Annotated in this window: 23 protein-coding genes and 1 pseudogene; 15 read left to right on the forward strand and 9 right to left on the reverse strand. The window is 58.5% G+C overall.

Translation table 11 applies throughout. The features are described from left to right. The first annotated feature begins 73 nt into the window (after positions 1-73). The 3 genes from uvrD to QFW87_RS29370 all read left to right on the forward strand — a co-directional run bounded on the left by uvrD (position 74) and on the right by QFW87_RS29370 (position 3,915). Entirely contained in the window at positions 74-2,257 is a 2,184-nt protein-coding gene (gene uvrD / locus QFW87_RS29360; RefSeq protein WP_283182274.1) for a DNA helicase II, read from the forward strand. Positions 2,258-2,495: 238 nt separating this feature from the next. Further along, a complete protein-coding gene (locus QFW87_RS29365) occupies positions 2,496-3,371 on the forward strand; it encodes a Tim44 domain-containing protein (protein ID WP_283182275.1) in 876 nt (291 codons plus the stop codon). A 136-nt stretch (positions 3,372-3,507) separates the two neighbouring features. Beyond that, positions 3,508-3,915, forward strand: coding sequence for an SMI1/KNR4 family protein (locus QFW87_RS29370; protein WP_008156656.1), 408 nt, complete (start codon positions 3,508-3,510; stop codon positions 3,913-3,915). A gap of 162 nt (positions 3,916-4,077) precedes the next feature. Here QFW87_RS29370 and QFW87_RS29375 read toward each other — a convergent pair whose 3' ends face one another. Next, the gene (locus QFW87_RS29375) at positions 4,078-5,841 is read right to left on the reverse strand and encodes a cation:proton antiporter (RefSeq protein WP_283189481.1); all 1,764 of its coding nucleotides are present in this window, start codon (positions 5,839-5,841) and stop codon (positions 4,078-4,080) included. 289 nt (positions 5,842-6,130) lie between these two features. Here QFW87_RS29375 and QFW87_RS29380 point away from each other — a divergent pair, with 289 nt between their 5' ends. Then, the gene (locus QFW87_RS29380; protein WP_008156660.1) at positions 6,131-6,613 is read left to right on the forward strand and encodes an acyl-CoA thioesterase; all 483 of its coding nucleotides are present in this window, start codon (positions 6,131-6,133) and stop codon (positions 6,611-6,613) included. Positions 6,614-6,667: 54 nt separating this feature from the next. On the opposite strand, the gene pdxY is transcribed toward QFW87_RS29380, so the two are convergent. After that, entirely contained in the window at positions 6,668-7,540 is an 873-nt protein-coding gene (gene pdxY / locus QFW87_RS29385) for a pyridoxal kinase PdxY (protein ID WP_283189482.1), read from the reverse strand. Between the two features lie 120 nt (positions 7,541-7,660). Here pdxY and QFW87_RS29390 point away from each other — a divergent pair, with 120 nt between their 5' ends. After that, on the forward strand, positions 7,661-8,074 hold the full coding sequence (locus QFW87_RS29390) for a DUF3301 domain-containing protein (protein ID WP_129439855.1): 414 nt from the start codon (positions 7,661-7,663) through the stop codon (positions 8,072-8,074). A gap of 1 nt (position 8,075) precedes the next feature. On the opposite strand, the gene QFW87_RS29395 is transcribed toward QFW87_RS29390, so the two are convergent. Beyond that, positions 8,076-9,047 carry a CobW-like GTP-binding protein gene (locus QFW87_RS29395; protein ID WP_283189483.1) on the reverse strand — a complete coding sequence of 324 codons (972 nt, stop codon included), beginning with the start codon at positions 9,045-9,047 and terminating at the stop codon, positions 8,076-8,078. Positions 9,048-9,073: 26 nt separating this feature from the next. Here QFW87_RS29395 and QFW87_RS29400 point away from each other — a divergent pair, with 26 nt between their 5' ends. Further along, positions 9,074-9,430, forward strand: a complete 357-nt coding sequence (locus QFW87_RS29400) for an NADH:ubiquinone oxidoreductase (RefSeq protein ID WP_283189484.1) — start codon at positions 9,074-9,076, stop codon at positions 9,428-9,430. A gap of 4 nt (positions 9,431-9,434) precedes the next feature. On the opposite strand, the gene QFW87_RS29405 is transcribed toward QFW87_RS29400, so the two are convergent. Then, positions 9,435-10,085, reverse strand: coding sequence for a DUF1826 domain-containing protein (locus tag QFW87_RS29405; RefSeq protein ID WP_283182280.1), 651 nt, complete (start codon positions 10,083-10,085; stop codon positions 9,435-9,437). Next, positions 10,085-11,293, reverse strand: coding sequence for a zinc metallochaperone GTPase ZigA (gene zigA, locus QFW87_RS29410; protein ID WP_283189485.1), 1,209 nt, complete (start codon positions 11,291-11,293; stop codon positions 10,085-10,087). The genes QFW87_RS29405 and zigA overlap by 1 nt, the downstream gene beginning before the upstream one ends. Before the next feature lie 143 nt (positions 11,294-11,436). Between zigA and QFW87_RS29415 the strand changes: the two genes are divergently transcribed. Next, positions 11,437-11,814, forward strand: coding sequence for a glutamine synthetase (locus QFW87_RS29415; RefSeq protein ID WP_283189486.1), 378 nt, complete (start codon positions 11,437-11,439; stop codon positions 11,812-11,814). 76 nt (positions 11,815-11,890) lie between these two features. On the opposite strand, the gene QFW87_RS29420 is transcribed toward QFW87_RS29415, so the two are convergent. Both QFW87_RS29420 and QFW87_RS29425 read right to left on the reverse strand, forming a co-directional pair. Then, on the reverse strand, positions 11,891-12,361 hold the full coding sequence (locus QFW87_RS29420) for a hypothetical protein (protein WP_283182283.1): 471 nt from the start codon (positions 12,359-12,361) through the stop codon (positions 11,891-11,893). 253 nt (positions 12,362-12,614) lie between these two features. Continuing rightward, positions 12,615-13,133, reverse strand: a pseudogene (locus QFW87_RS29425) (AMIN domain-containing protein); the annotation flags it as partial. Positions 13,134-13,219: 86 nt separating this feature from the next. Between QFW87_RS29425 and folE2 the strand changes: the two are divergent. The 7 genes from folE2 to QFW87_RS29460 are packed head-to-tail and all read left to right on the forward strand — an operon-like array spanning position 13,220 to position 19,330. Next, entirely contained in the window at positions 13,220-14,116 is an 897-nt protein-coding gene (gene folE2 / locus QFW87_RS29430) for a GTP cyclohydrolase FolE2 (RefSeq protein WP_283189487.1), read from the forward strand. Continuing rightward, complete coding sequence (locus QFW87_RS29435) at positions 14,113-14,781, forward strand: ATP-binding cassette domain-containing protein (RefSeq protein WP_283189488.1); 669 nt, start codon at positions 14,113-14,115, stop codon at positions 14,779-14,781. Before folE2 ends, QFW87_RS29435 begins: the two co-directional genes overlap by 4 nt. Next, on the forward strand, positions 14,781-15,647 hold the full coding sequence (locus QFW87_RS29440; RefSeq protein WP_283189489.1) for a metal ABC transporter permease: 867 nt from the start codon (positions 14,781-14,783) through the stop codon (positions 15,645-15,647). The genes QFW87_RS29435 and QFW87_RS29440 overlap by 1 nt, the downstream gene beginning before the upstream one ends. An 11-nt stretch (positions 15,648-15,658) precedes the next feature. Beyond that, entirely contained in the window at positions 15,659-16,534 is an 876-nt protein-coding gene (locus QFW87_RS29445; RefSeq protein WP_283189490.1) for a metal ABC transporter substrate-binding protein, read from the forward strand. Next, positions 16,531-17,091: a DapH/DapD/GlmU-related protein gene (locus QFW87_RS29450; RefSeq protein WP_046044954.1), complete on the forward strand. Its 561-nt coding sequence runs from the start codon at positions 16,531-16,533 to the stop codon at positions 17,089-17,091. The genes QFW87_RS29445 and QFW87_RS29450 overlap by 4 nt, the downstream gene beginning before the upstream one ends. Before the next feature lie 2 nt (positions 17,092-17,093). Then, the gene (locus QFW87_RS29455; protein ID WP_283182288.1) at positions 17,094-18,431 is read left to right on the forward strand and encodes a dihydroorotase; all 1,338 of its coding nucleotides are present in this window, start codon (positions 17,094-17,096) and stop codon (positions 18,429-18,431) included. Between the two features lie 17 nt (positions 18,432-18,448). Further along, a complete protein-coding gene (locus tag QFW87_RS29460) occupies positions 18,449-19,330 on the forward strand; it encodes a His/Gly/Thr/Pro-type tRNA ligase C-terminal domain-containing protein (RefSeq protein ID WP_283189491.1) in 882 nt (293 codons plus the stop codon). A gap of 23 nt (positions 19,331-19,353) precedes the next feature. Here the strand turns inward: QFW87_RS29460 and QFW87_RS29465 are convergent, their stop codons facing one another. Beyond that, on the reverse strand, positions 19,354-19,875 hold the full coding sequence (locus tag QFW87_RS29465) for a DUF3617 domain-containing protein (RefSeq protein ID WP_150657752.1): 522 nt from the start codon (positions 19,873-19,875) through the stop codon (positions 19,354-19,356). A 132-nt stretch (positions 19,876-20,007) separates the two neighbouring features. Between QFW87_RS29465 and cls the strand changes: the two genes are divergently transcribed. Next, positions 20,008-21,447 carry a cardiolipin synthase gene (gene cls, locus QFW87_RS29470; RefSeq protein ID WP_283189492.1) on the forward strand — a complete coding sequence of 480 codons (1,440 nt, stop codon included), beginning with the start codon at positions 20,008-20,010 and terminating at the stop codon, positions 21,445-21,447. Here cls and cfaB read toward each other — a convergent pair. After that, on the reverse strand, positions 21,444-22,628 hold the full coding sequence (gene cfaB / locus QFW87_RS29475) for a C17 cyclopropane fatty acid synthase CfaB (protein ID WP_283189493.1): 1,185 nt from the start codon (positions 22,626-22,628) through the stop codon (positions 21,444-21,446). The genes cls and cfaB overlap by 4 nt on opposite strands. Positions 22,629-22,819: the final 191 nt, after the last annotated feature.

The raw sequence follows: 22,819 nt of genomic DNA on the forward strand, positions 1-22,819 counted from the left end.
CATCCGTGCTTCTTTCATCGGCTAATGCAAAGCTCGGTTTGCCCGGTGTGACGGCGCACCCTAGAATGCCCCGATGCGCGATGATCTCTCCCTTCTGCTGAACTCCCTCAACGATGCCCAACGCCAGGCCGTAGCTGCCTCCGTGGGTCGTCAGTTGGTCCTGGCCGGTGCTGGTTCCGGTAAAACCCGAGTGCTGGTGCACCGTATCGCCTGGTTGATCCAGGTCGAAAACGCCTCGCCCCACTCCATCCTGTCGGTGACCTTCACCAATAAGGCCGCTGCCGAGATGCGTCATCGCATCGAGCAGCTGATGGGTATCAGCCCGGCCGGCATGTGGGTCGGCACCTTCCACGGCCTGGCGCACCGCTTGCTGCGGGCGCACTGGCAGGAAGCCGGCCTGAGCCAGACTTTCCAGATTCTCGACAGCGACGACCAGCAACGACTGGTCAAGCGAGTGATCCGCGAGCTGGGTCTGGACGAGCAACGCTGGCCGGCCCGTCAGGCCCAATGGTTCATCAACGGGCAGAAAGACGAAGGTCTGCGTCCGCAACACATTCAAGCCAGCGGCGATCTGTTCCTGGCGACCATGCGCAGCATTTATGAAGCCTATGAGGCTGCGTGCCTGCGCGCTGGCGTGATCGATTTCTCCGAACTGCTGCTGCGTGCCCTCGATCTGTGGCGCGATCATCCGGGCCTGCTGGCGCACTACCAGAAGCGCTTCCGGCACATTTTGGTGGACGAGTTCCAGGACACCAACGCCGTGCAGTACGCCTGGTTGCGACTGCTGGCCAAGGGCGGTGACAGCCTGATGGTGGTCGGCGACGACGATCAGTCGATCTACGGCTGGCGCGGCGCGAAAATCGAAAACATTTATCAGTATTCCGACGATTTTCCGGATGCTGAAACCATTCGTCTGGAGCAAAACTACCGCTCCACCGCCGGTATCCTTAAAGCAGCCAACGCCCTGATCGCCAACAACACGGGACGCATGGGCAAAGAGCTGTGGACCGACGGTGGCGAAGGCGAAGCGATCAACCTGTACGCCGCGTTCAACGAACACGATGAAGCACGCTACGTGGTGGAAACCATCGAAAGCGCGCTGAAAACCGGCTTGGCTCGCAGTGATATCGCGATTTTGTACCGCTCCAACGCCCAATCACGCGTTTTGGAAGAAGCCTTGCTGCGTGAGCGCATTCCGTACCGCATCTATGGCGGTCAGCGCTTCTTCGAGCGGGCAGAAATCAAAAACGCCATGGCCTACCTGCGCTTGCTGGAAGGTCGCGGCAACGATGCAGCACTGGAGCGGGTGATCAACGTCCCGGCCCGTGGTATCGGTGAGAAAACCGTCGAAGCGATTCGCGACCATGCCCGTCACAGCGATGTGTCGATGTGGGAAGCCATGCGCCTGCTGGTCGCCAATAAAGGCCTGACCGGTCGCGCGGCCGGTGCTCTTGGCGCATTTATCGAGCTGATCGAGAACCTCGCCGCCAAGTGCATGGACATGCCACTGCACCTGATGACCCAGACTGTCATCGAGCAGTCCGGGCTGATTGCCTACCACGAAGCGGAAAAAGGCGAAAAAGGCCAGGCTCGGGTAGAAAACCTTGAGGAACTGGTCAGCGCCGCACGCAACTTCGAAAACGCTGAAGAAGACGAAGATCTGACGCCATTGGCGGCGTTCCTCGGTCACGCGTCACTGGAGGCCGGAGATACTCAGGCCGACGAGCACGAAGACAGCATTCAGTTGATGACTTTGCACAGCGCCAAGGGTCTGGAATTCCCTTACGTGTTCCTGGTGGGCATGGAAGAAGGCCTGTTCCCGCACAAGATGAGCCTTGAAGAACCGGGTCGTCTTGAAGAGGAGCGCCGTTTGGCCTACGTCGGTATCACCCGGGCCATGCAGAACCTGGTGATGACCTATGCTGAAACCCGACGCCTGTACGGCAGCGAGACTTACAACAAGGTGTCGCGTTTCGTACGTGAAGTGCCGAAAGGCCTGATCCAGGAAGTGCGGCTGTCCAACAGCGTCAGCCGTCCGTTCGGCGGTGGCCAGCAGCAGAGCTCCAGCAGCCTGTTTGGCGGTAGCGAGATCCCGGACACCGGGTTCAGCCTTGGCCAGGCCGTGCGGCATTCGGTGTTCGGCGACGGCGTGATCCTGAACTTCGAAGGTGCCGGGGCTCAGGCTCGGGTGCAGGTGAACTTTAGCGAAGGCAGCAAGTGGCTGATGTTGGGTTATGCGAAGCTGGAAGCTATTTAGGTTCCGATGATCGTTCCCACGCTCTGCGTGGGAACGATCTATCTGCGCTGCACTCGCTGCGGGCATTCCTACAGAACTTATCCACTCGTCTTACAGACCAAAGTTAACAGGCCTTATTGCGCTGACTGAAGCTGAATACAACCTGTCAGGCAAAAGCCCGAAACACTCTGCCGCTAGCCAGTAACACTTCAGCTGTGCAACATGGCGCGCGTGCCTTCCACAAATGGGAATTCCCTTTATGAAACGTTTTCTTAGCATCGCCATGGCGTTGTGCATTGGCCTGACGATGAGCCTCGACGCCAATGCCGCCAAGCGCTTTGGTGGTGGCAAGAGCTCCGGCGCTGCGCCGACTCACCAGACCAGCCAAATGGCTCCTTCTTCTGCTGCAGGCGGCGCTGCTGCCACTGCGGGCGCGGCCGGTGCTGCTGGCGCCGCTGCCAAGGCCGGCGGTGCTTCGCGCTGGCTCGGCCCTCTGGCCGGTATCGCGGCCGGTGGCCTGCTGGCCTCCATGTTCATGGGCGGCGGCTTCCAGGGCATGCAGATCTTCGACATCCTGATCATGGCGGTCATCGCCTTCCTGGTCTTCCGTTTCATCGCCGCTCGTCGTCGCAAGCAACAGGAGCACATGGCTCCAGCTGGCGCTCCGATGCAGCGTGAAGTGTTCGAGCAGAAGCCAACGGCCATGGGTTCGATCTTCGGCGGCTCGGCAGCACCGGTTGCCGCTCGTCCGGTAATCAATGCTCCGGCCTGGTTCAATGAAAATAATTTCATTGAAGCGGCCCGCAACCACTTCCAGTCCCTGCAGCAACACTGGGACGCCAACGAAATGGACAAGATCGCCGAGTTCGTGACCCCGCAACTGCTGGAGTTCCTCAAGCGCGAACGTGCCGATCTGGGCGACGATTTCCAGTCCACCTACATTGATAACCTCAATGTTCAACTGGACGGCGTGGATGACCGTGCCGACAAGACCATCGCCACCCTGACCTTCACCGGTGTGTCGAAGAGCTCGCGTTTCGACCAGGGCGAAGTGTTCAGCGAAAGCTGGAACATGGAACGTCCGCAGGGCGAGAACCAGCCTTGGCTGGTCGCCGGTATCCGCCAGAACGGCTGATCCCTCCCGCGTTAAGCATGCTGTAATAAAAACCCCAGCCTCGGCTGGGGTTTTCTATTTCGCGGTTGCATCTATAGCGAGCTACTGTATAAACCGCCCCAACTAAACCGCGCCATCAAGCAAGAGGATCCCGGACGTGGAAGAAATCATCGAACAACTGCGTGAAGCCAACGAACCGGTACCGGTCCCCTTGGAGTTACCCGACGAAGATCAACTGGTAGAAATCGAAGAACAGCTGTTCATCGACATTCCATTTGTCTTCAGAGAATTTTTGCTGACCGTCAGCGACGTCGTCTACGGCAGCCTGGAGCCGGTAACCGTTACCGACCCGCAATCCCACACCTACCTGCCGGACGTTGCCGCCAACGCCTGGGATGCGGGTGTTGATCGCAGCATGATTCCGATCTGCCAGGACGGTGACAACTACTACCTGGTCGAAGAAGACGGCACCGTGGTGCTGTGGTTGGCCGAAGAAGAGCTGATCGCCGAAGAAACCTGGGAATCGGTGTGGCACTGGGCGCGGGACGTCTGGCTGGAAAGCTGATTGAGCTCGACTTGTAGCCATAGCAGCTGGCGCAGCCTGCGCTCGGTTCGGGCCGCATTCGGACGAAGCAGTCGTAGACCCTGCGACTCGGTTACCCCCTCATTGCCTGACTTGCGACTGCTACGCAGTCGAACGCAGCCTTCGGCAGCTGCTACAGAGGTCTCAGTGGCTTGAGGAGTCCTTGTGGTTGTCCAGTGTTTCGAGCAACGCCACCTGCATCCGCGTGTGTACGCGGATGAACCAGCGCCAGAGCAGCGCCGCTACAGCGGCCGCGACGACGACGATCAGCACCAGCAACTTGTTGGTCGGCAGAATACTGGCCGACAAGGCTGCCAGCAGCAGAAAAATCACCAGCAGCGAGAGGATCGGGATCACTTCGGCGATCACCCGACGCACTCGCTGCGTCTGGCGGCCGGCCTTCTCCGGCTTCACGCCCATCTCCGCCAACAGCATCGAGAGCGCCTTGAGCTTGCGATAGGCGGCGATCAGGAACGGTAGCGACAACAGCAACGCCCCGCCCCAAATCAACGCTTTCTGCCAGCTCGGGTCGCTGATCCAGTCTTGCAGGTAAGCGGACATGCGCTCGGCGAAAAAAGCACCCGAGAAGAAGATCGCAATCACCAGCGCCAGATTGACTCCCACCTGCAACAGAATCCGCCGAATCATCGACGCCAACAGCGCGCCCTCGCCCTGAGGCTGGATGCTGCGCAGCCATTCGCCGTACATCCCCAATACCCTGCCCAGTCGCTTCGGCATCACCGCGGCAAGCTTGATCGACAGCGGATCAGCCGCGCGGATCAGGTAAGGCGTCAGCAACGTGGTGATCACCGAGACGGCAACGGCGACCGGATAAAGGAAGTTGCTGGTGACCTGCAACGTCATGCCAAGCGCGGCGATGATGAAAGAAAATTCGCCAATCTGCGAAAGCCCCATCCCGACGCGAAGTGAGGTGCGTCCATCATTGCCAGCGATAAAGGCGCCAAGACCGCAAGAAAACATCTTGCCCAGCACCACAGCCACGGTGATCACCGCAATCGGCCACGCGTATTGCAGCAGGATCATCGGATCGAGCATCAGCCCGATGGCGACAAAGAAGATCGCACTGAACAGATCGCGAACCGGTTCGATCAAGCGCTCGATTTTCAGCAATTGCCGGGACTCAGCCATGATCGCGCCAATCAGGAAGGCACCGAGCACCATGCTGTACTCAAGTTTGACCACCAGCAAACAGAAGCCGAAACACAGGCCTAACACCGTGATCAGCAGCATTTCATTGCTTTCGAACTTCGCCACGTAAGCCAGCAATCGCGGCACCAGCAGGATGCCGATCACCAGTGCGACAATCATGAACAGCGAGAGCTTGCCGACCGTGGAAAACACTTCGCCAGAACTGACCGTGCCGCTGACCGCGATGCTCGACAACAAGGCGATGATGCCGATGCCAAGGATGTCTTCAACGATCAGCACGCCGAAAATCAGCTGCGCGAAGCGCTCATTCTTCATCTTCAGGTCGTTGAGCGCCTTGACGATGATGGTGGTGGACGAAATCGCCAGGATCGCGCCAAGGAACAGCGAGTCCATGGTGTTCCAGTCAAACCAGCGACCAATTTCGTAGCCGATCCAGATCATCAGCACGATTTCCAAAAACGCCGCAATGAACGCCGTGGCGCCGACCTTGAACAGCTTGCGCAGGCTGAACTCCAGGCCCAGGCAGAACATCAGGAAAATCACCCCGAGTTCGGCGAGGGTTTTGATGGTTTCTTCATCGTGGATCAGGCTGAACGGCGGGGTGTGCGGGCCGATGATGAAGCCGGCGACGATGTAGCCGAGTACCACCGGTTGTTTGAAGCGATGAAACAGCACGGTCACCACACCCGCGATCAACATGATCACTGCCAGGTCCTGAATAAAACTGATGGCGTGCATGGTGTGGGGCTCCTTGGGTGACATTGCTCAAGCGACAGACGTGGGAAAGGTCTGTTCGAGCAAGGTAAAAATCCACTTTCCGCGTGGGAATTACCCTTGAGACGGGGCTTTTGAAGGGTAACACCGCGACTTCTGGCAGAAAGGCGGTGCAATATATGGAAACAGATCGATCCAGGCGTGACGGCAGCCACCTGCCCGGCGTCCCGATAACTGTTGGTTTGAAAAAGCTGACGAGGCGCCCGCAGAGGTGCCGCCCTCCCGAAATTCTGCCTTGAACCGTGAGAACGCTATGGAACCCGGAAACGCACAACTGTCGATGACGGTATTGATGACCCCCGACATGGCCAACTTCTCTGGCAATGTCCACGGCGGTACCTTGCTCAAATACCTCGACGAAGTGGCTTACGCGTGCGCCAGCCGTTATGCCGGCCGCTACGTGGTGACCCTGTCGGTGGACCAGGTGATTTTTCGTGAACCGATCCATGTCGGCGAACTGGTGACCTTTCTGGCCTCGGTCAATTACACCGGCAACACCTCCATGGAGGTGGGCATCAAGGTAGTGACCGAAAACATCCGCGAGCGCTCGGTGCGCCACACCAACAGCTGCTTCTTCACCATGGTCGCAGTGGATGACGACCGCAAACCGGCTGTTGTCCCGCCACTGCAACCGCAGAACAGCGAAGACAAACGCCGCTTCATGCAGGCCCAGCAACGTCGGCAGATTCGTCAGGAGCTGGAAAAGCGTTATCAGGACATCAAGGGCGACGCCTGATATCGACAAAGTCGCAGCCAGCGCAAAGGCTGCGATTTTTTTCCGCGAATGTTGTTACAAACTGATCGGTGTCGCTTCAAACCGCACTCGCGGGTGGGCAATCCGGTCCTGAGCCCGCACCAGTTCCAGCTCATAGCTGGAGCAAGCCTGGGTTTCCAGCAGCACTTCATGCACCGCCGACGCTGCGAATTCGAAAGCCGCCACCAGGCTATCGCCCAACAGCACGCGAGCCAGAAACAGTCCGGAGGTCAGGTCGCCGACGCCCACCGGCTGACGCGGGAACGCCAGCAGCGGACGGCGCAAATGCCAGCTGCCTTCGGCCGTCACCAACAACATCTCGAAAACATCCGCCAGTTTACCGGGATAGTCCAGATGCTTGACCAGCACAGCCTTCGGACCGCGCGCCAGCAGCGCTCGCGCCATGGCCAGGCAATCGAACAACGATTGCGGCTTGCGCCCCGAAAAGCTGTCCAGCTCCAGCTGGTTGGGGCACATGAAGTCCGCCACGGCAGCCGCCTCCTCCAGCAGGAAATCGCTGACTTCCGCGGGCACGCTGCAACCCTTCTCCGGATGGCCCATCACCGGGTCACACAGATACAGTGCCTTGGGATTCATCGACTTGATCCGCGCCACCCCCGTCAGGATCGCCCGGCCCTGAGCAGCACTGCCGAGATAGCCGGACAGCACGGCGTCGCAGTTGCCCAGCTCGCCAATCGCCGCGATGCCTTCGACCAGGTCGGGAATCTGATGCGGCGCCAGCACTTCACCGGCCCACTGGCCGTACTGGGTGTGGTTGGAGAACTGCACCGTATTGAGCGGCCAGACATTCACCCCGACCCGCTGCATCGGGAAAACCGCGGCGCTGTTGCCAGCGTGGCCGAACACCACGTGGGACTGGATGGCGAGCAGATGGGGCGTACGTTTCATGCGGTGGGTTTTCCGTCAAACGATTGAAATTCAAGCCGCGCAGTATGCGACTAAACGCAGCCTGTACGACAGACCGGCGACGCAGTTAAGCTGACACTATCTTGTTGGAGCAACGTGTTGATGCTGACCCTTGGAAATATCTTCGTCCTGATGCTGCTTGCCACCGGTGGCGCGTGGTTATGGCACAACCATGGCTTGCGCGAGCGCGCGCTGGAGCGGGTCAAGCTGCATTGCGCAAAGCTCGGAATCGAGCTGCTGGACGGCAACGTGGCCTTGAAGAAGATCGCATTCATTAAAGACGCCAACGGCCGGCGGCGCCTCGCCCGTGTGTATAACTTCGAATTCACCGTGACCGGTGAAAGCCGTCACAACGGCACCATCACCCAGTTCGGCGCCCACAGTGCACAGATTGAGCTGGCGCCCTACCCGATGCCGTTCGACGACACACCTGCGGTGACCGATGTAGTGAAACCGCGCGCTGAGGTGATCGAGATGAGCCAGTGGCGGCAAGAACACACTAAATGGCGTCCTTGATTCAAGTCTGGCTCGACCGGCAGTCGGCTAGAGCTCTTTGCAATGAATCAACATCCTGCGGCTCGCTGAAAATCAGCTCGATACGCGAATCACGCCGCCATTCGCTGGGCAGCCAGTGCAGCACTGAGTTTTCCAGCGCATTCGCCGAAACCCAACCGTCGACGCTGTGGATAACCAGTTTCGCCCGCCGCCAGGCAAGGCTTTCAAGCCAACGGCCAACGAGCGTCGCATCGAAAGCCTGACTGGGATGCCAACGCCACCCAACGCTCCAGCCGCCCTCCTGCTCCTGGCTCAAGCAAATTGGCAGCGCAGGATCGGTCCAGATGGCTGGCAGCTGTGCCAATCCTTTGGGCGCAACGAAGTTATCCACACCCGCTACAGCCTGAACCCCAAGCCCTGGTAACTCACTCAATGGCAACGCGGCTTGCTGCGTCCAGTACAACGGACGCGCCGGCAACTGTGCGGTGATTCGCTGACGATCAGCATCGTCGATATTTTCGGCTTTATTCATCAGCAACAACCCGGCGCTCTTGAGCGCTTCCTGTTGCGCCACCGGCAGCGGTTTGCCGGCAGCAAGTGCCTGGGCGTCCAGCACCAGCACGCAGGGTTGAACAGCCAACACGCCTTGCCACGGCGCCTCACTCAACTGCCTGAGCAATTGCGCCGGATGTCCCAGCCCGGAGGGTTCGATAAACAGTCGATCCGGCCGCGCCTTGCGCAGCAAACGCCCGAGGCCGATCTGAAACGGCGCGCCATTCACGCAACACAAACAGCCCCCGGCCACTTCACCCAGTGCGATACCATCGGCGTCCTGAGTCAGCAATGCAGCGTCGAGGCCGATCTGACCGAACTCGTTGATCAGCACTGCCCAACGCTCATTCGCCGGCCGCTGCGCCAGCAAGTGCTTGATCAGGCTGGTCTTGCCGGCACCCAAGGGGCCAGCAATGACATGAGTGGGAATGTTCTGCAACATGGTCGAAAGTTTCTGAGGAGGTAAGGATGCGGTTGATGGGATTGTCGTTGCTCCTGGCGCTCACTTCAGGTGAGGCGCTGGCTCAAGCCTGCGTGGTACATAGCACGGCTGCGCGACTCGACGTGAAAGTCTGCCAGCAGAACCGCAACATTCCGGAAAAACTGTTCGCCGATGGTTTCTGCCAGCCGAACCTTCCTGACCAGAAAGTTGAGGTGCAGTACGTCGACCAATGCCCCTCTGGCGCGTTCGGCGTGTGCAACAACGCCCAAGTCGCCAATATGCCTTACCGGCAGGATATTCACTATTACGGCGTAGCCACGGATGCGGCGTATTTGAAGCCGTTTTGCGAAGCCCAAAGCCAGGGAACCTGGCTCAAGCCGTGAGCCGCTAGCTCAGCCAGTCGAGCGTCAGGATCAGCCGCCGCTCACCGGACGCAAGCTGTGGCGACCGGTGAATAAGGCCGAAACCTTCGTTGCCATGCCATTTCTCGCCTTTGAGCAACGCGACTTCACCGCTGGCGATCTGCTCGATCAGCGGACCGTCCTGGGTTTCGGCTTCGGCGTTGCCCAGTTGTCGGCGATCCATCGCACCTTCCTTCAACCACTGGCTGCCGATCCCGCAATACGTGGTGATCAGCCGCACCGGCACATGATCGACGTGGAAACGCGGGCACATGGCCTTGTCCAGGACCCGCAAGCGCAGGCCGATACGCTTGGCGCCCATCAAACAGGCGAAAGCACTGACCAGCCAGGAGACGTCGGCGATGAAACCTTCGTAACCTTCGAGATCGCTGAAACCTGAGGCTAATCCGTGAAGATTGGGTTCGGTGTCATCGCTGGGCAGTTCCAGAACCAGCGACTCGGCCAGCGGCTCGTTCAGGGACAGCAGCAAACTGCCGAAATCAGCGATGTGCGCCGGCAATTGGCGCTGCCAAACGGCGAGGTTTACGCCGTCATCCAGTATTCGGGTGAGCGCTTGCGGCGTCTCACCTTGAACCTGATAAATGATCGGCCGCAGTGTCAGACTGGGTGCCAACATCAGGCTGCCGCCTCTTCATGCCACGGGCCAAATGGATCTGGCAGTAGTCGCCAGCCCTCGATGCCTAACGCCATTTCATCGTCGGTCAGCAGGCAATTGTCGAGTTCGCTGGTGAGTTGCGCGAAGTCGATGTTCTGGCCGATGAACACCAGTTCCTGGCGGCAATCGCCAGTGGTTGCGGTCCAGTTTTCCATGATCCCGGCGGTGCTTTCTTCGTCCTGCGGCCACTGGGTTTTCGGCACGAAACGCCACCAGCGTCCGGCGAAACCATGGCGCATCAATCCGCCGGCCTGGGACCAGCTACCGGCGTCCATGTGCTTGCTGGCCAGCCAGAAGAAGCCCTTGGAGCGCAGCAGTTTGCCATTCACCCACGGGCGGTCGATGAAGCTGTAAAAGCGCTGCGGATGAAACGGTCGGCGTGCTCGGTAGGCTGTCGAGGCGATGCCGTATTCCTCGGTTTCCGGCACGTGTTCGCCACGCAGCTCCTGTAACCAGCCCGGCGCCTGAGCGGCCTTTTCGAAGTCGAAACGACCGGTATTGAGGATCTTCGCCAAGGGAATTTCGCCCATGACCATCGGGATAATTTCCGCCTGGGCGTTAAGCCGCTCAAGGATCGCGATCAGCTCCTGGCGTTCGCTGCTACTGATCAAGTCGATTTTGCTGATCAGAATCACATCGGCGAATTCAATCTGCTCGATCAACAGGTCGGTGATCGAGCGTTCGTCCTCTTCACCCAAGGTTTCACCACGGGAGGCGAGGCTTTCGGCGGCCTGATAGTCGAGCAGGAAGTTCATGCCGTCGACCACGGTGACCATGGTGTCGAGCCGGGCGATGTCGGCCAGGCTCTGCCCTTCTTCATCGCGGAAGGTGAAGGTTTCCGCCACGGGCAGTGGCTCGGAAATGCCGGTGGATTCGATCAATAAATAATCAAAGCGACCCTCCTTGGCGAGTTTGCTCACCTCTTCCAACAAGTCTTCGCGCAAGGTGCAGCAAATGCAGCCATTGCTCATCTCCACCAGTTTTTCTTCCGCACGATTCAGGGTGACATCGCGCTGAACTTCACCGCCATCAATGTTGATTTCGCTCATATCATTGACGATCACGGCGACGCGCAGGTTGTCGCGATTGCGCAGCACGTAGTTGAGCAGCGTGCTTTTGCCAGCGCCGAGAAAGCCCGACAGGACGGTGACGGGGAGACGATTGGGCATCAGGTATTCCTCATAGAGATGCCCGGTCGCAGTGTCGGGCTTAACTTGATGTTATAGTATAACAACACAATCAAGCCACTCCCCTCTTGCCCATGATGGCAAAGGGCACGATGCTCAAGCCCGTTCGGTCCGTGAGAAATCCTATGCGTGTAGCCCTGAAAATAACGCTGATGAGCGTTTCGTTGCTGATTGCTGTCGACGCCTGGGCGCAAATCCCGAGCCTGGCCAAATGCACCCGAAGCGCCAATCTGCTGTCCTGCGTGGATGGCGACGGCAATGCCTACAGCGTCAATACCGTCGGTAGCACGATCTATTTGCGCGGCTTCGAAGTGGCCGGCAAACGCTATTGGGCGCAAACCAACAGCCGCTACGGGCAACTGACGTTCTTTACCGGTCTCGCATCCGATGGCGAAGCCTGGGTCGGCTACAACCGCCGGGTTGGCTGGACAACCATCAACCGGTTTTCCAGTTCCGGCGACAGCAGCGCCAAGTTCACGTGTAGCCGGATTACAGGCTGCTGAGCCTACAACAAGTCATTGCGTGACTTCGCGCACTTACTCAACAGGTCTCAACAACTCGTCCGCTCTTACTGCCAAGTTACTCTTCTTGTTCGATGATGAAACGGTCAACCGCCATATATTGTCCGTCAGAGCCGAAGTCAATCTCGAGTCGTGATATGGAACCTGCTTCCCCACGGCCATACTTAACTACTTGGGCTACATCGCTTTGCAGTTTTAGTTCCTCGATAAGCGATCCGCCTTGATCAAAACAACGACAAACACGATCATTGGCGTTAGTTCCGTGATACAAAAACTCGAAACGTTTAATCCTTGGATGTTTGAACGTAACTATCAAGTTTCCGTGTCCAAAATGACCACTAGCGTCTGAATGTAGACCTTTACCGCTAAAGCCTCCCTCGGAACGGACGTCTCCGATACTCATCCCTAACTCATGACTCCATGAGGTTGTAATGAATGTCATGTGTGGGGTAACCAGCATTTCTCCGGTCTCATACCTGCGTGCTTCGAGAGAATCAAAATCCTCAACATACTTTTCAACTTGCATCACCAGCCCCTCCAGAATGTAACTTAGGATAAATATTCTCGATCTATTAACACCTATAATTAAGCATCGTCGCTCAAGCACCGTCTACTGTCAGATATGACAGGTCACGAGCAGCTTTTAGACCATTTTAATATCAGAGTCGATTTTTTATTCCTCTTTAGTTTCTACAACAAGTGTTCACATTAATGCGAAAGTTCAACCAACTTTTTTCTGACCCTTTAGCCAGGCGATGTAGCTATCGATCGGCGGATTTTTTTTTGGCTCCGACCGCTCCCGGATCTTTGCCGCCATGACTAGGGTCGAACACGACGATGATGTCGCGCTTGGGGTGTGCCTTGTCGACGGTCGCCTCGGGCGCCGCCGCCATTTGTAACGACGCAGCCGTCCTCAGATCGAGTACCAGTCGATGGCCCTGACCGTCCTGTGGCGGCAGTAAAAAACTGGCGAGCTGCACCGGGCCGCTGAGGTCGAGGACGATTCGCGTATCGCCCTGGCCGAAGGGCCCGGAGCGTATCGAGCGAATCACGGTGTTGCTGAGCGCCAACTGACGGAAGTCGCCACTGAGGTTGGCGCCACTCAGATCGATGATCAGCCGTTCGGGAGCGCTCAGGGAAAACGTCTTGTATTGCACCGGCCCGCTCAGATCGAACACCAATCGCAACTTGTCATCCGAACGCCAGAGCCGCGCATTGCGAATCTGTGTGGCCGAGACGCCAAACGGTAAAGCGAAGGCCGCGCTGGCCAGGATCAGGTTGAGCAAGTGACGTCTGTGCATGATGAAAGCCTGTTCATAAAAAAGGCATGGTTGATTTTAATGTAATAACATAACATACGGAATCGACTCCCACGATGGACCTGCTCATGAATGCGCTGACTCTGCCGGATATCGCCGCGCAGGCCTCACGCCAAGCCCTGCCACTTGAATGGGTGGGCATGTGCGGCATTGCTCTTCCTGTTTTGTTCGATGGCCAACGGCTGAGTGCGAAAGCCGACGCCGGCGTTAGCCTCGATGATGGAGAGGCGCGCGGGATTCATATGTCGCGGCTGTACTTGGCGCTTGAAATGCTCGAGCAAGAAAACCTGACGCCAGCCTTGTTGCGGAAAGTTTTGCAAAGTTTCCTCAAGACTCATGAAGGACTGTCCAACAGCGCGTACTTAAAAATCCACACCGATTTACTGCTCAAAAGACCGGCGCTGATCAGTCCGTTGGCCGGCTGGAAAACCTATCCAGTGAGCATCGAAGCACGTTTGAAAAACGCGATGTTCCACGTGGAACTAAAAATCGACGTGCCTTATTCCTCGACCTGTCCGTGTTCGGCCGCGCTTTCCCGACAACTGATTCAGCAGCAATTCGTCGATGACTTCGCCAACAAGCCGTTACAATATGCCGATGTTTTGGCTTGGCTCGGCTCCACAAAAGGCATCGTCGCAACGCCTCACAGCCAACGGAGCAATGCGAAATTGCGGCTTCGAGTGGACGACTATCTGGATGACTTGCCGCTGATCGCGATCATCAACAACGCCGAAGCAGCCCTCGGCACCGCCGTACAAACCGCCGTAAAACGCGCCGACGAACAAGCCTTCGCGTTGGCCAACGGTCAGAACCTGATGTTCTGCGAAGACGCCGCACGACGTTTGAACCTGGCGCTGAAACGCTCCCCCGGCATCAACGCCTTCCACATACGAGTCGTCCATGCGGAAAGCCTTCACGCCCACGATGCCGTCGCCGAAAGCCGTTGGAATTGGGAGGCCGCATGATCCGTTGCCAAGCCTTGCGTTGGGGCGCACCCGGCCAGCCCCTGACTCCATCCGCGGATTTCGAACTGAGCAAAGGAAGTCTCACCGCCGTAATCGGTGCGAACGGTTCGGGTAAAAGCAGCCTGCTGAAAGTCATCGCTGGCTTGCAAAAACCGCTGACCGGCAGAGTCATCTTGGATGTTCCACGCAAGGGCAAACTCTCGTTCCTTCCGCAGCAACAACACCTGGATCGCCAATTCCCCATCAGCTTGCAAGAGTTAGTAGCCGCTGGTTTCTGGGGTAGCACGCAGTCTCCCGAGATACGCAGACAACGCCTCAAAGCCGTGCTGGAAAACTGGTGTCTGAGCGGACTGGAACAGCGCCCGTTGATGGCCTTGTCCGGCGGCGAATTACAGCGTGCCCTGCTCGCCCGTTTGAGCCTCGCCGACGCACCATTGCTATTGCTCGACGAACCCCACGCCGCCCTCGACGAGTTCGGTCAGGCACTGCTCTGGAAACACATTCACGCCTGGCATGCCGAAGGCCGAACCCAGCTGATCGTGTGCCATGACCTGGCCGCCGTTCGCCAACACATTCCTCAAACGATGCTGATCAAAAGCACCGGCTGCGTCCTCGGATCGAGCGTTGATCTGATCCGCCAACAACCACAAGCGCGGGTGGCCTGATGCTCGCGGCCACTCATCTTTGGCAACCGTTCCACGAGTTCGTGTTCATGCGCCGAGCGCTGCTTGGTGGATTGGTCCTGGCGTGCAGCACCGCACCGTTGGGCGTGTTTCTGATCCTGCGACGGATGAGCCTCATCGGCGACGCGGTGGCTCACGGCATTCTGCCGGGGGCCGCATTGGGCTTCTGGTTCGCCGGATTGAGTCTGACGGCACTGACCGTCGGCGGCCTCGGTGCCGGTCTCGGCATGGCCGGACTCGCTGCCTGGATCACCCGTCGCACCGGCCTGCGAGAAGACGCCAGCCTCGCTGCGATCTACCCGATCTCCCTTGCCTGCGGTGTGCTGATCCTCGGCATCGGCGGCAAACGCCTGGACCTGTTGCACCTGTTGTTTGGCTCGGCGCTGGCGGTCGATGGCCCGACGTTGACGGGCATGCTCTGGGTCTCCGGCTTCAGCCTGATCGCCATGGCGTTCATCTACAAACCACTGTTGCTGGACACCCTCGACCCACTCTTTCTGCAAACCGTCAGCCGACTCGGCCCCCTGGCTCATGGCGTATTTCTAACCTTGGTGGTGCTGAATCTGGTGATCGGTTTTCAAGCCATCGGCGCGTTGATGGTCGTCGGTTTGATGATGTTGCCCGCCGCCGCGTCGCGCTTCTGGAGTCGTCGCTTGCCGACGTTGATGGCCATCGCCGCCCTGCTCGGCTGCCTCTCGGTGTGGCTCGGACTGTTGCTGTCGTTCTACTACTCGCTCCCCAGTGGGCCGGCGATCGTGCTGGTGGCTGGCGGTTTTTATCTGCTGTCCGTGGTGTTCGGACCGGTGCACGGTTTGCTGCGCCGCCCGCCTTTGCTCACATCCCAATGAGGTGTTACCCGATGCGCGCTTTACTCGTGCTGTTCAGTTTGCTGCTGTCGATGTCGCTGTCTGCTGCGGAAAAACTTCAGGTAGTCACCAGTTTCAGCATCCTCGCCGACATGACCCACCAAGTCGGCGGCGACCATATCCAGATCACCAACATGGTCGGCGCGGACGCAGATGCTCACACGTACGAGCCGACACCTGACGACGCCAAGGCGTTGCTCAAAGCCAAACTCATCATCAAAAACGGCTTGGGTTTCGAGCCATGGCTGGACCGCCTGGTGACCAGCACCGAGACCAAAGCGCCAGTGATCAGCGCGAACCACGGCATCATCCCGCGCTCCCTGGATGAAGATGACGAGACGATTCCCGACCCGCACGCTTGGCACAACCTGGCGAACGCTGAGCTGTATATCAGCAACATCACCAAGGCACTGATCGCCGCCGACCCGACGAACAAAGCCGACTACGAACGCAACAGTCAGGCCTACCTGAAAAAGATCTACGCGCTGCTCGCCGAAGCCAAGGCCAAACTCGGCTCGCTGCCACCGGGCAATCGCAAAATCGTGACGTCCCATGACGCCTTCGGTTATCTCGGTCAGGCTTACGGCATCGACTTCATGGCCCCTCAAGGCCTGTCCACTGAGCGCGAACCGTCAGCCGCTGAAGTCGCTGCATTGATCACTCAGATCCGCCAGGCCAAGGTCAAAGCGGTGTTTATGGAAAACATCAAGGATGCACGCCTGCTCAAGCAGATTGCCGATGAAAGCGGCGCGCACATCGGTGGCACGTTGTACTCCGATGCGCTCGCGGCGACCGGGCCGGCCAGCACCTTTGTCGGGTTGTTCGAGTACAACCTCAACACCCTGTACAACGCGTTGAGCAAGCCATGATCCGCAAGAATCCTTCCGGTGATTTGCCGGTGATAGCCGAATCTGCCTACGTGGATAAAACCGCCATCATCTGCGGCAAAGTGGTGATCGGCGAGAACGTCTTCGTCGGTCCTTACGCGGTGATACGCGCTGACGAAGTGGATGCCTCAGGCGAGATGGAGCCGATCACCATCGGCGCCAACTCGAACATCCAGGATGGCGTGGTGATCCACTCCAAGTCCGGCGCGGCAGTGACCATCGGCGAGTTCAGTTCCATCGCCCACCGCTCGATCGTTCATGGTCCGTGCAAGGTTGGCGACCGGGTGTTTATCGGTTTCAACAGCGTGCTGTTCAACTGCGTAGTCGGTGACGGATGCGTAGTGCGGCACAACTCGGTGGTCGATGGTCGCGACTTGCCCGAAGACTTCTACGTGCCCTCCACCACCCGCATTGGCCCGAAGACAGATCTGTCGCAGTTCCCACCGGTGAGCGTCAGCGCCTCGGAGTTTTCCGAGGACGTGGCGCGTACCAACGTCGATCTGGTGCGCGGCTACAAAGCCCTGCAGAACGAGTTCTGACCATGAGCAGCGTGCTGATTCGCAATGCCCGGTTGGTGAACGAAGATCGCGAGTTTGAGGGTGATTTGCTGGTGAGCAACGGCCGAATCGTGAAGATCGCCAGCAGCATCCACGGTGAAAATGCTGACGTGGAAATCGATGCACAAGGGCAATGGCTGCTGCCGGGAATGATCGACGACCAAGTGCACTTCCGCGATCCAGGCTCGCCAGACAAGGGTAGCCTTTACACCGAATCCCGGGCGGCGGTGGCCGGTGGCATCACCAGCTTCATGGACATGCCCAACACTAATCCGGCGACCCTGAACCTCAGCGCACTGGCCAACAAAAAGCGCCGAGCGGCGATCAACTCTGTCGCCAATTACGGCTTTCATTTCGGCGTGAGCAACGACAATCTCGATACCGTCGCCAGGCTCAACCCCTGTGAAGTAGCCGGCGTCAAAGTGTTCATGGGCGCTTCGACCGGCAACATGCTGGTCGATGACCCACAGATTCTGGAACGGCTATTCGCCGAGGTGCCGACCATTCTGTTGGCCCACTGCGAACACACGCCCAGTATCGACGCCAACGCCGCGAACCTGCGCGACTTGTTCGGCGAACACATTCCAGCGGCGGCCCACCCGCTGATCCGCAACGCCGAGGCCTGCTTTCGCTCCTCCTCAATGGCCGTGGACCTCGCCAGACGTCACGGCACCCGACTGCATGTTCTGCACCTGACCACCGCCCGCGAACTGGCGTTGTTCGAAGACAAGCCGCTCGCCCAGAAACGCATCACAGCCGAAGTCTGCCTGCACCACTTGCTGTTCGATGACCGGGATTACCCGAGCCTCGGCAACCTGATCAAGTGCAACCCGGCGATCAAAACCCAGGCCGACCGCGATGCCTTGCGCGAAGCGTTGCTGAGCCATCGACTCGACGTGATCGGCAGCGATCACGCGCCACACACCTGGGCTGAAAAACAGCGGCCGTACAGTCAGGCGCCTTCCGGATTGCCATTGGTGCAACACGCCCTGCCCGCGTTGCTGGAACTGGTTGCGGATGAAGTGTTGCCGATCACTACGCTCGTCGCAAAAACCAGTCACCGGGTCGCCGATCTGTTCGCCATTCCCGATCGCGGTTATCTGCGCGAAGGCTATTGGGCCGACCTCGTTCTGATCAAACCCGAACCCGGCGGCGTCACCGTTTCTCAGCAGCCGATCCTGTCTCAATGCGGCTGGACACCTTTTGCCCGACAGCGTTTTCGCCACAGCGTCAGCACGACAATCGTGTCGGGGCAAATTGCCTGGCACGACAAACGTCTTAATGACAACTGTCAGGGTTTACCACTACGGTTTATGCGCTAGCACTCGAGAGCACCGACATGATTCACATCACCCTGAGCGATGGTTCATTGCGTGAATACGACCAGCCACTGTCGGTGTACGAGCTCGCCGCGAGTATCGGACCCGGACTGGCAAAAGCGGCGGTGGCCGGCCGAGTGAATGGCATCTTGGTGGACTGTGAGTTCATGATCGAAGCCGATGCCAGGGTCAGCATCGTCACGCCTCAAGAGCCCGATGGACTGGAGATCCTGCGACGCTCCTGTGCACTGATGCTGGCCATGGCCGTCAAACAACTCCATCCACAGGTGCAACTGCACGCAGGAACGGCGCTGGGCGACGGGTTCTTTCATGAGTTTTCTGTCGAGCGATCCTTAACGCCCGCAGACCTGCCACTGATCGAAGCCCGCATGCAGGCTTTGGCGGCGACTAATCATTCGATTCGCCGTCAAGGAAAGACATCGCTGTACCGCCTGGGGAGTTTCGAATCTACGATCGCTGGCCCGCATGTCCCCGCGACCAGAGTGCTGCAAGCGTTCACCCTCGACCACATCAGCGGTACGTTGCAGCAACGGATTTACGGCACGTGCTGGTCCTGCCAACAGGAGCTTGATAACTGGCGGACTCCGTCGCACGTCATGATCGTCAGCATGGACGAACGTCAGGCAGATTACGCGCAGTCGGTGACCGAGGCATTGCGCAGAAGTGGCGTGCGCGCCCGCGCAGATCTGCGTCACGAGAAAGTCCGCCAAAAAATTCGCGAGCACAGTCAGCACGTGCCGTATCTGGTGGTGATCGGGGAGAAAGAAAAAGAAGGGGGGTTTGTCAGTGTGCGCAGCCGCACAGGTGAAGACTTCGGGAGGATGGGTGTTGAGACGGTGTGTGAGTGGTTGAGTCAGGCCCGCCCCCACACAGTCATGTAGGGCGCGGGCCTGCTGGCGGGCTTTTAAGCTCTTGGCTTAACGGTCCCGCAATCCTGCCCCAACCACACGGCGCGGCTATCGAGGCTGCCCTTCTGCTGAATGCCGGTAGCATTGAAGGTGCCGTTAACCTTAGTGGTGAACTCACGATCACTGAGGAAAGTGGCGACACCGGTGCCCTGCGCTTTCGGACAGCTGAAGCGGAATTTCCACTGATTACCGGTGCGGTCGGTGATTTCCTGCTTGCAGCCCGACTGTGGATCGGTCAGCGGAATGTCGTTGGTCTTCACTTGTTCCGGTGTCAAGCAAGCCCGAATCCCTTTGCCGCCCATAGTGATGCCCTGCTTTTCGAGCTGCGCGCGTTGTTGAGGGGTCATCTGGCTCTGTATCTGGCCAAGGATCAGCTGCAAATCCGGGAGATTCTGGTCATCGACCTTCATGTTGCTTGTGGTCATTTCCCACAAACCGGGCTGCAACATCTGCGCCTGAGCGGCCACAGGAAGTGACAAACCAACAGCCATGGCCAAACCCAGCAGACGAACGTTCATCGAGTAACTCCTGATCAGTAGTGGCCGTTAGACGTCAGCGAGTGGCTTCGGTTCATGGGCCAATTAAATAGCGACATTCTGCACGGAACATGGTCTGTTAAGCATTGAATCTTCAGGAGCAAGGCTGCCCCCATGGATTACTTTGGACCGCATATTTTCGGCTACATGATTGCACTGCTTCACACGCTGGGCCTGATCGCTGCCATCCACGCCGTGCTCACCGTCCGGACCGCCCAGGGATCGATCGCCTGGGCCCTGTCGTTGCTGTTTATTCCCTACCTCACGCTCATCCCCTATCTGGTCTTCGGCCGCAGTACCTTCGATGGCTACATCAAGGCTCGGCGCCAGGCCAACGAAGAAATGCGCACGGCGATCTCCGAGCTCAACTGGCGCCCTTGGGTAGAAGAGGCGCTGACCGCTCGTGCCTCAAATGCTTACGCGTCCTTGAGGGCCATGCCAAAACTGGGGCGCATGCCGTGCCTGGCGAACAATGAAGTGCGTTTGCTGATCGACGGCCAAGCCACCTTCAACGCCATTTTTGACGCCATCGGCAATGCGAAAGAAGCAGTGCTGATTCAGTTTTTCATCATCCATGACGATCGCCTTGGCCAACAGCTGCAAACCTTGCTGTTGAAGAAAGCCGCTGAAGGTGTGGCGGTTTATTTATTGTACGACCGCATCGGCAGCCACTCCCTGCCTCACAGTTACGTGCAGCCGCTGCGCGATGCCGGCGTCGAGGTCAAAGCCTTTGCCTCCCGCAGCGGCTGGCTCAACCGCTTCCAGGTCAACTTCCGCAACCACCGCAAGATTGTGGTGGTCGATGGAGTGCTGGGTTTCGTCGGTGGGCACAACGTCGGCGACGAGTATATGGGCGAGAAACCACCCCTCGCCCCGTGGCGCGATACCCATGTGCAAGTACGCGGGCCGGTGGTGGCCTGCATGCAGGAATCTTTCGCTGAAGACTGGTTTTGGGCCGCCCGTTCGTTGCCTCCACTAATCCTGCCGGACGTTTACCCGGACGACGGAGTGCTCTGCCAATTGCTGGCGAGCGGCCCGGCAGATTCCTACGAAACCTGTTCGTTATTCTTCGTCGAAGCCATCCATGCGGCAACCGAGCGGGTGTGGATCACCAGCCCTTATTTCATCCCTGACGAAGCTGTGTTCGCGGCGTTAAGGCTGGCGGTTCTGCGAGGAGTGGATGTGCGGCTGCTGCTGCCCTCACGACCGGACCACCGAATCGTCTACGCCGCCTCCAGCCTGTACGCCTTCGAAGCGGTACGCGCCGGCGTGCGGGTGTTCCGCTATGAGCCTGGCTTTCTGCATCAGAAAGTGGTGTTGATCGACAGCGAAATCAGCGCCATTGGCAGTGCCAATCTGGACAACCGCTCGTTCCGGCTGAATTTTGAAGTGATGTTGTTGACGGTCGACAGCGCGTTTGCCGCCGAAGTAGAACAGATGCTCAACGATGACTTCGCCCAGGCCCACGAGATCGCCAAAGAAGAAAGCCGGGAGACCCGCCGCCTGCAACAGGTCGGCATGCGGGTCGCCCGGCTTATTTCACCGATACTTTAAGGGTTGTAGATATCGTCTCGCGTCCATGGCAGTTCATGGCTGCCGTCGGGGTGAGCTTTCACCGCGAGAATCTGGTGCAGATTGATCCAGCCCTTGGCGAACGCGTAAGCGCATCCCGCCAAGTACAACCGCCAGATCCGTAAGGCCTGCTCTGGCACCAGCCTGGAAGCCGCTTCCAGATTGTCTTCCAGGCGTTCGCTCCAATGGTCCAGCGTACGCGCGTAATGCAGGCGCAGACTCTCGACGTCGACGATCTCCAGCCCTGCTTCGCTGATCTCGGCAGCGATCATCGACAGATGCGGCAGCTCGCCATTGGGGAACACATACTTCTCGATGAATTCGCCGACACCGCGCCCCACCGGACGGCCGTCGGTGTGCTTGGCGGTGATCCCGTGGTTCATCACCAGGCCACCCTCTTTCACCGCACCGAACAAGGTCTTGCAGTACTCGGCCAGATTGGCGTGGCCAACGTGTTCGAACATGCCGACACTGACCACTTTGTCGAAGCGACCGTCCTGAGGCAGGTCGCGGTAGTCGAGCAGTTGCAGTTCGACCAGATCGTCCAGGCCTTCGGCAGTCACCCGTTCACGGGCAAGTGCCAGTTGCTCTTTACTGAGTGTGATCCCGAACACCTTTGCGCCAAACTCCCGAGCCGCATACCGTGCCAGTCCGCCCCAACCGCAGCCGACATCCAGCAGATACTCCCCTGGTTGCAGCCGCAGCTTGCGGCACAGGTGGCGGAATTTGGCTTGCTGGGCTTGCTCCAGCGTTTCACTGCCGGTCTCGAAATAAGCGCAGGAATACGCCATGTCACTGTCGAGCCACAGCTGATAAAACGCGTTGGAAAGGTCGTAGTGGTAGGAAATAGCCTTCGCGTCGGTCTCCTTGTCGTGAGCGGTGCGCACTGGCTGACTATCCTGGTCTCCGAGCAACGCCTGGCTCCATTCATCACAGACGCGAATCACCTCGCTGATGGAACCTTCCAGCTCAAGTTTACCTTCGACAAACGCCGCTCCGAGCGTGTCCAGGCTTGGGTGAGTGAACTGGGTAACCATTTGTGGGTCCTTGACCACAATTGTGACGCTGGGCGTCGGCCCCAGATTGAATTCATGGCCGTCCCAGAGTCGCAGGCGTAACGGTAACTGCAGATTCTGTAAGGCCGGAGGAAGGTGCGCGAGCATGGATAGACCCTCTTGTTTCAGACGTCTGATGTGAGGGTAGTCCATCCTTGAAAAATAGCTGGCTATCGAATTAATAACCCTTTTCTATGATTCGTAACGCTCGAACCCACCGTCGCGAATTCACAAAAGTGATTGCCCTCACCTAGATGACTGCGAATTCGTCATACAGTTCTGCAAACTTGAAATCGTCC

The organism is Pseudomonas sp. PMCC200344, assembly GCF_030053095.1.
In the GTDB taxonomy this organism is placed as follows: Bacteria; Pseudomonadota; Gammaproteobacteria; order Pseudomonadales; family Pseudomonadaceae; genus Aquipseudomonas; species Aquipseudomonas svalbardensis.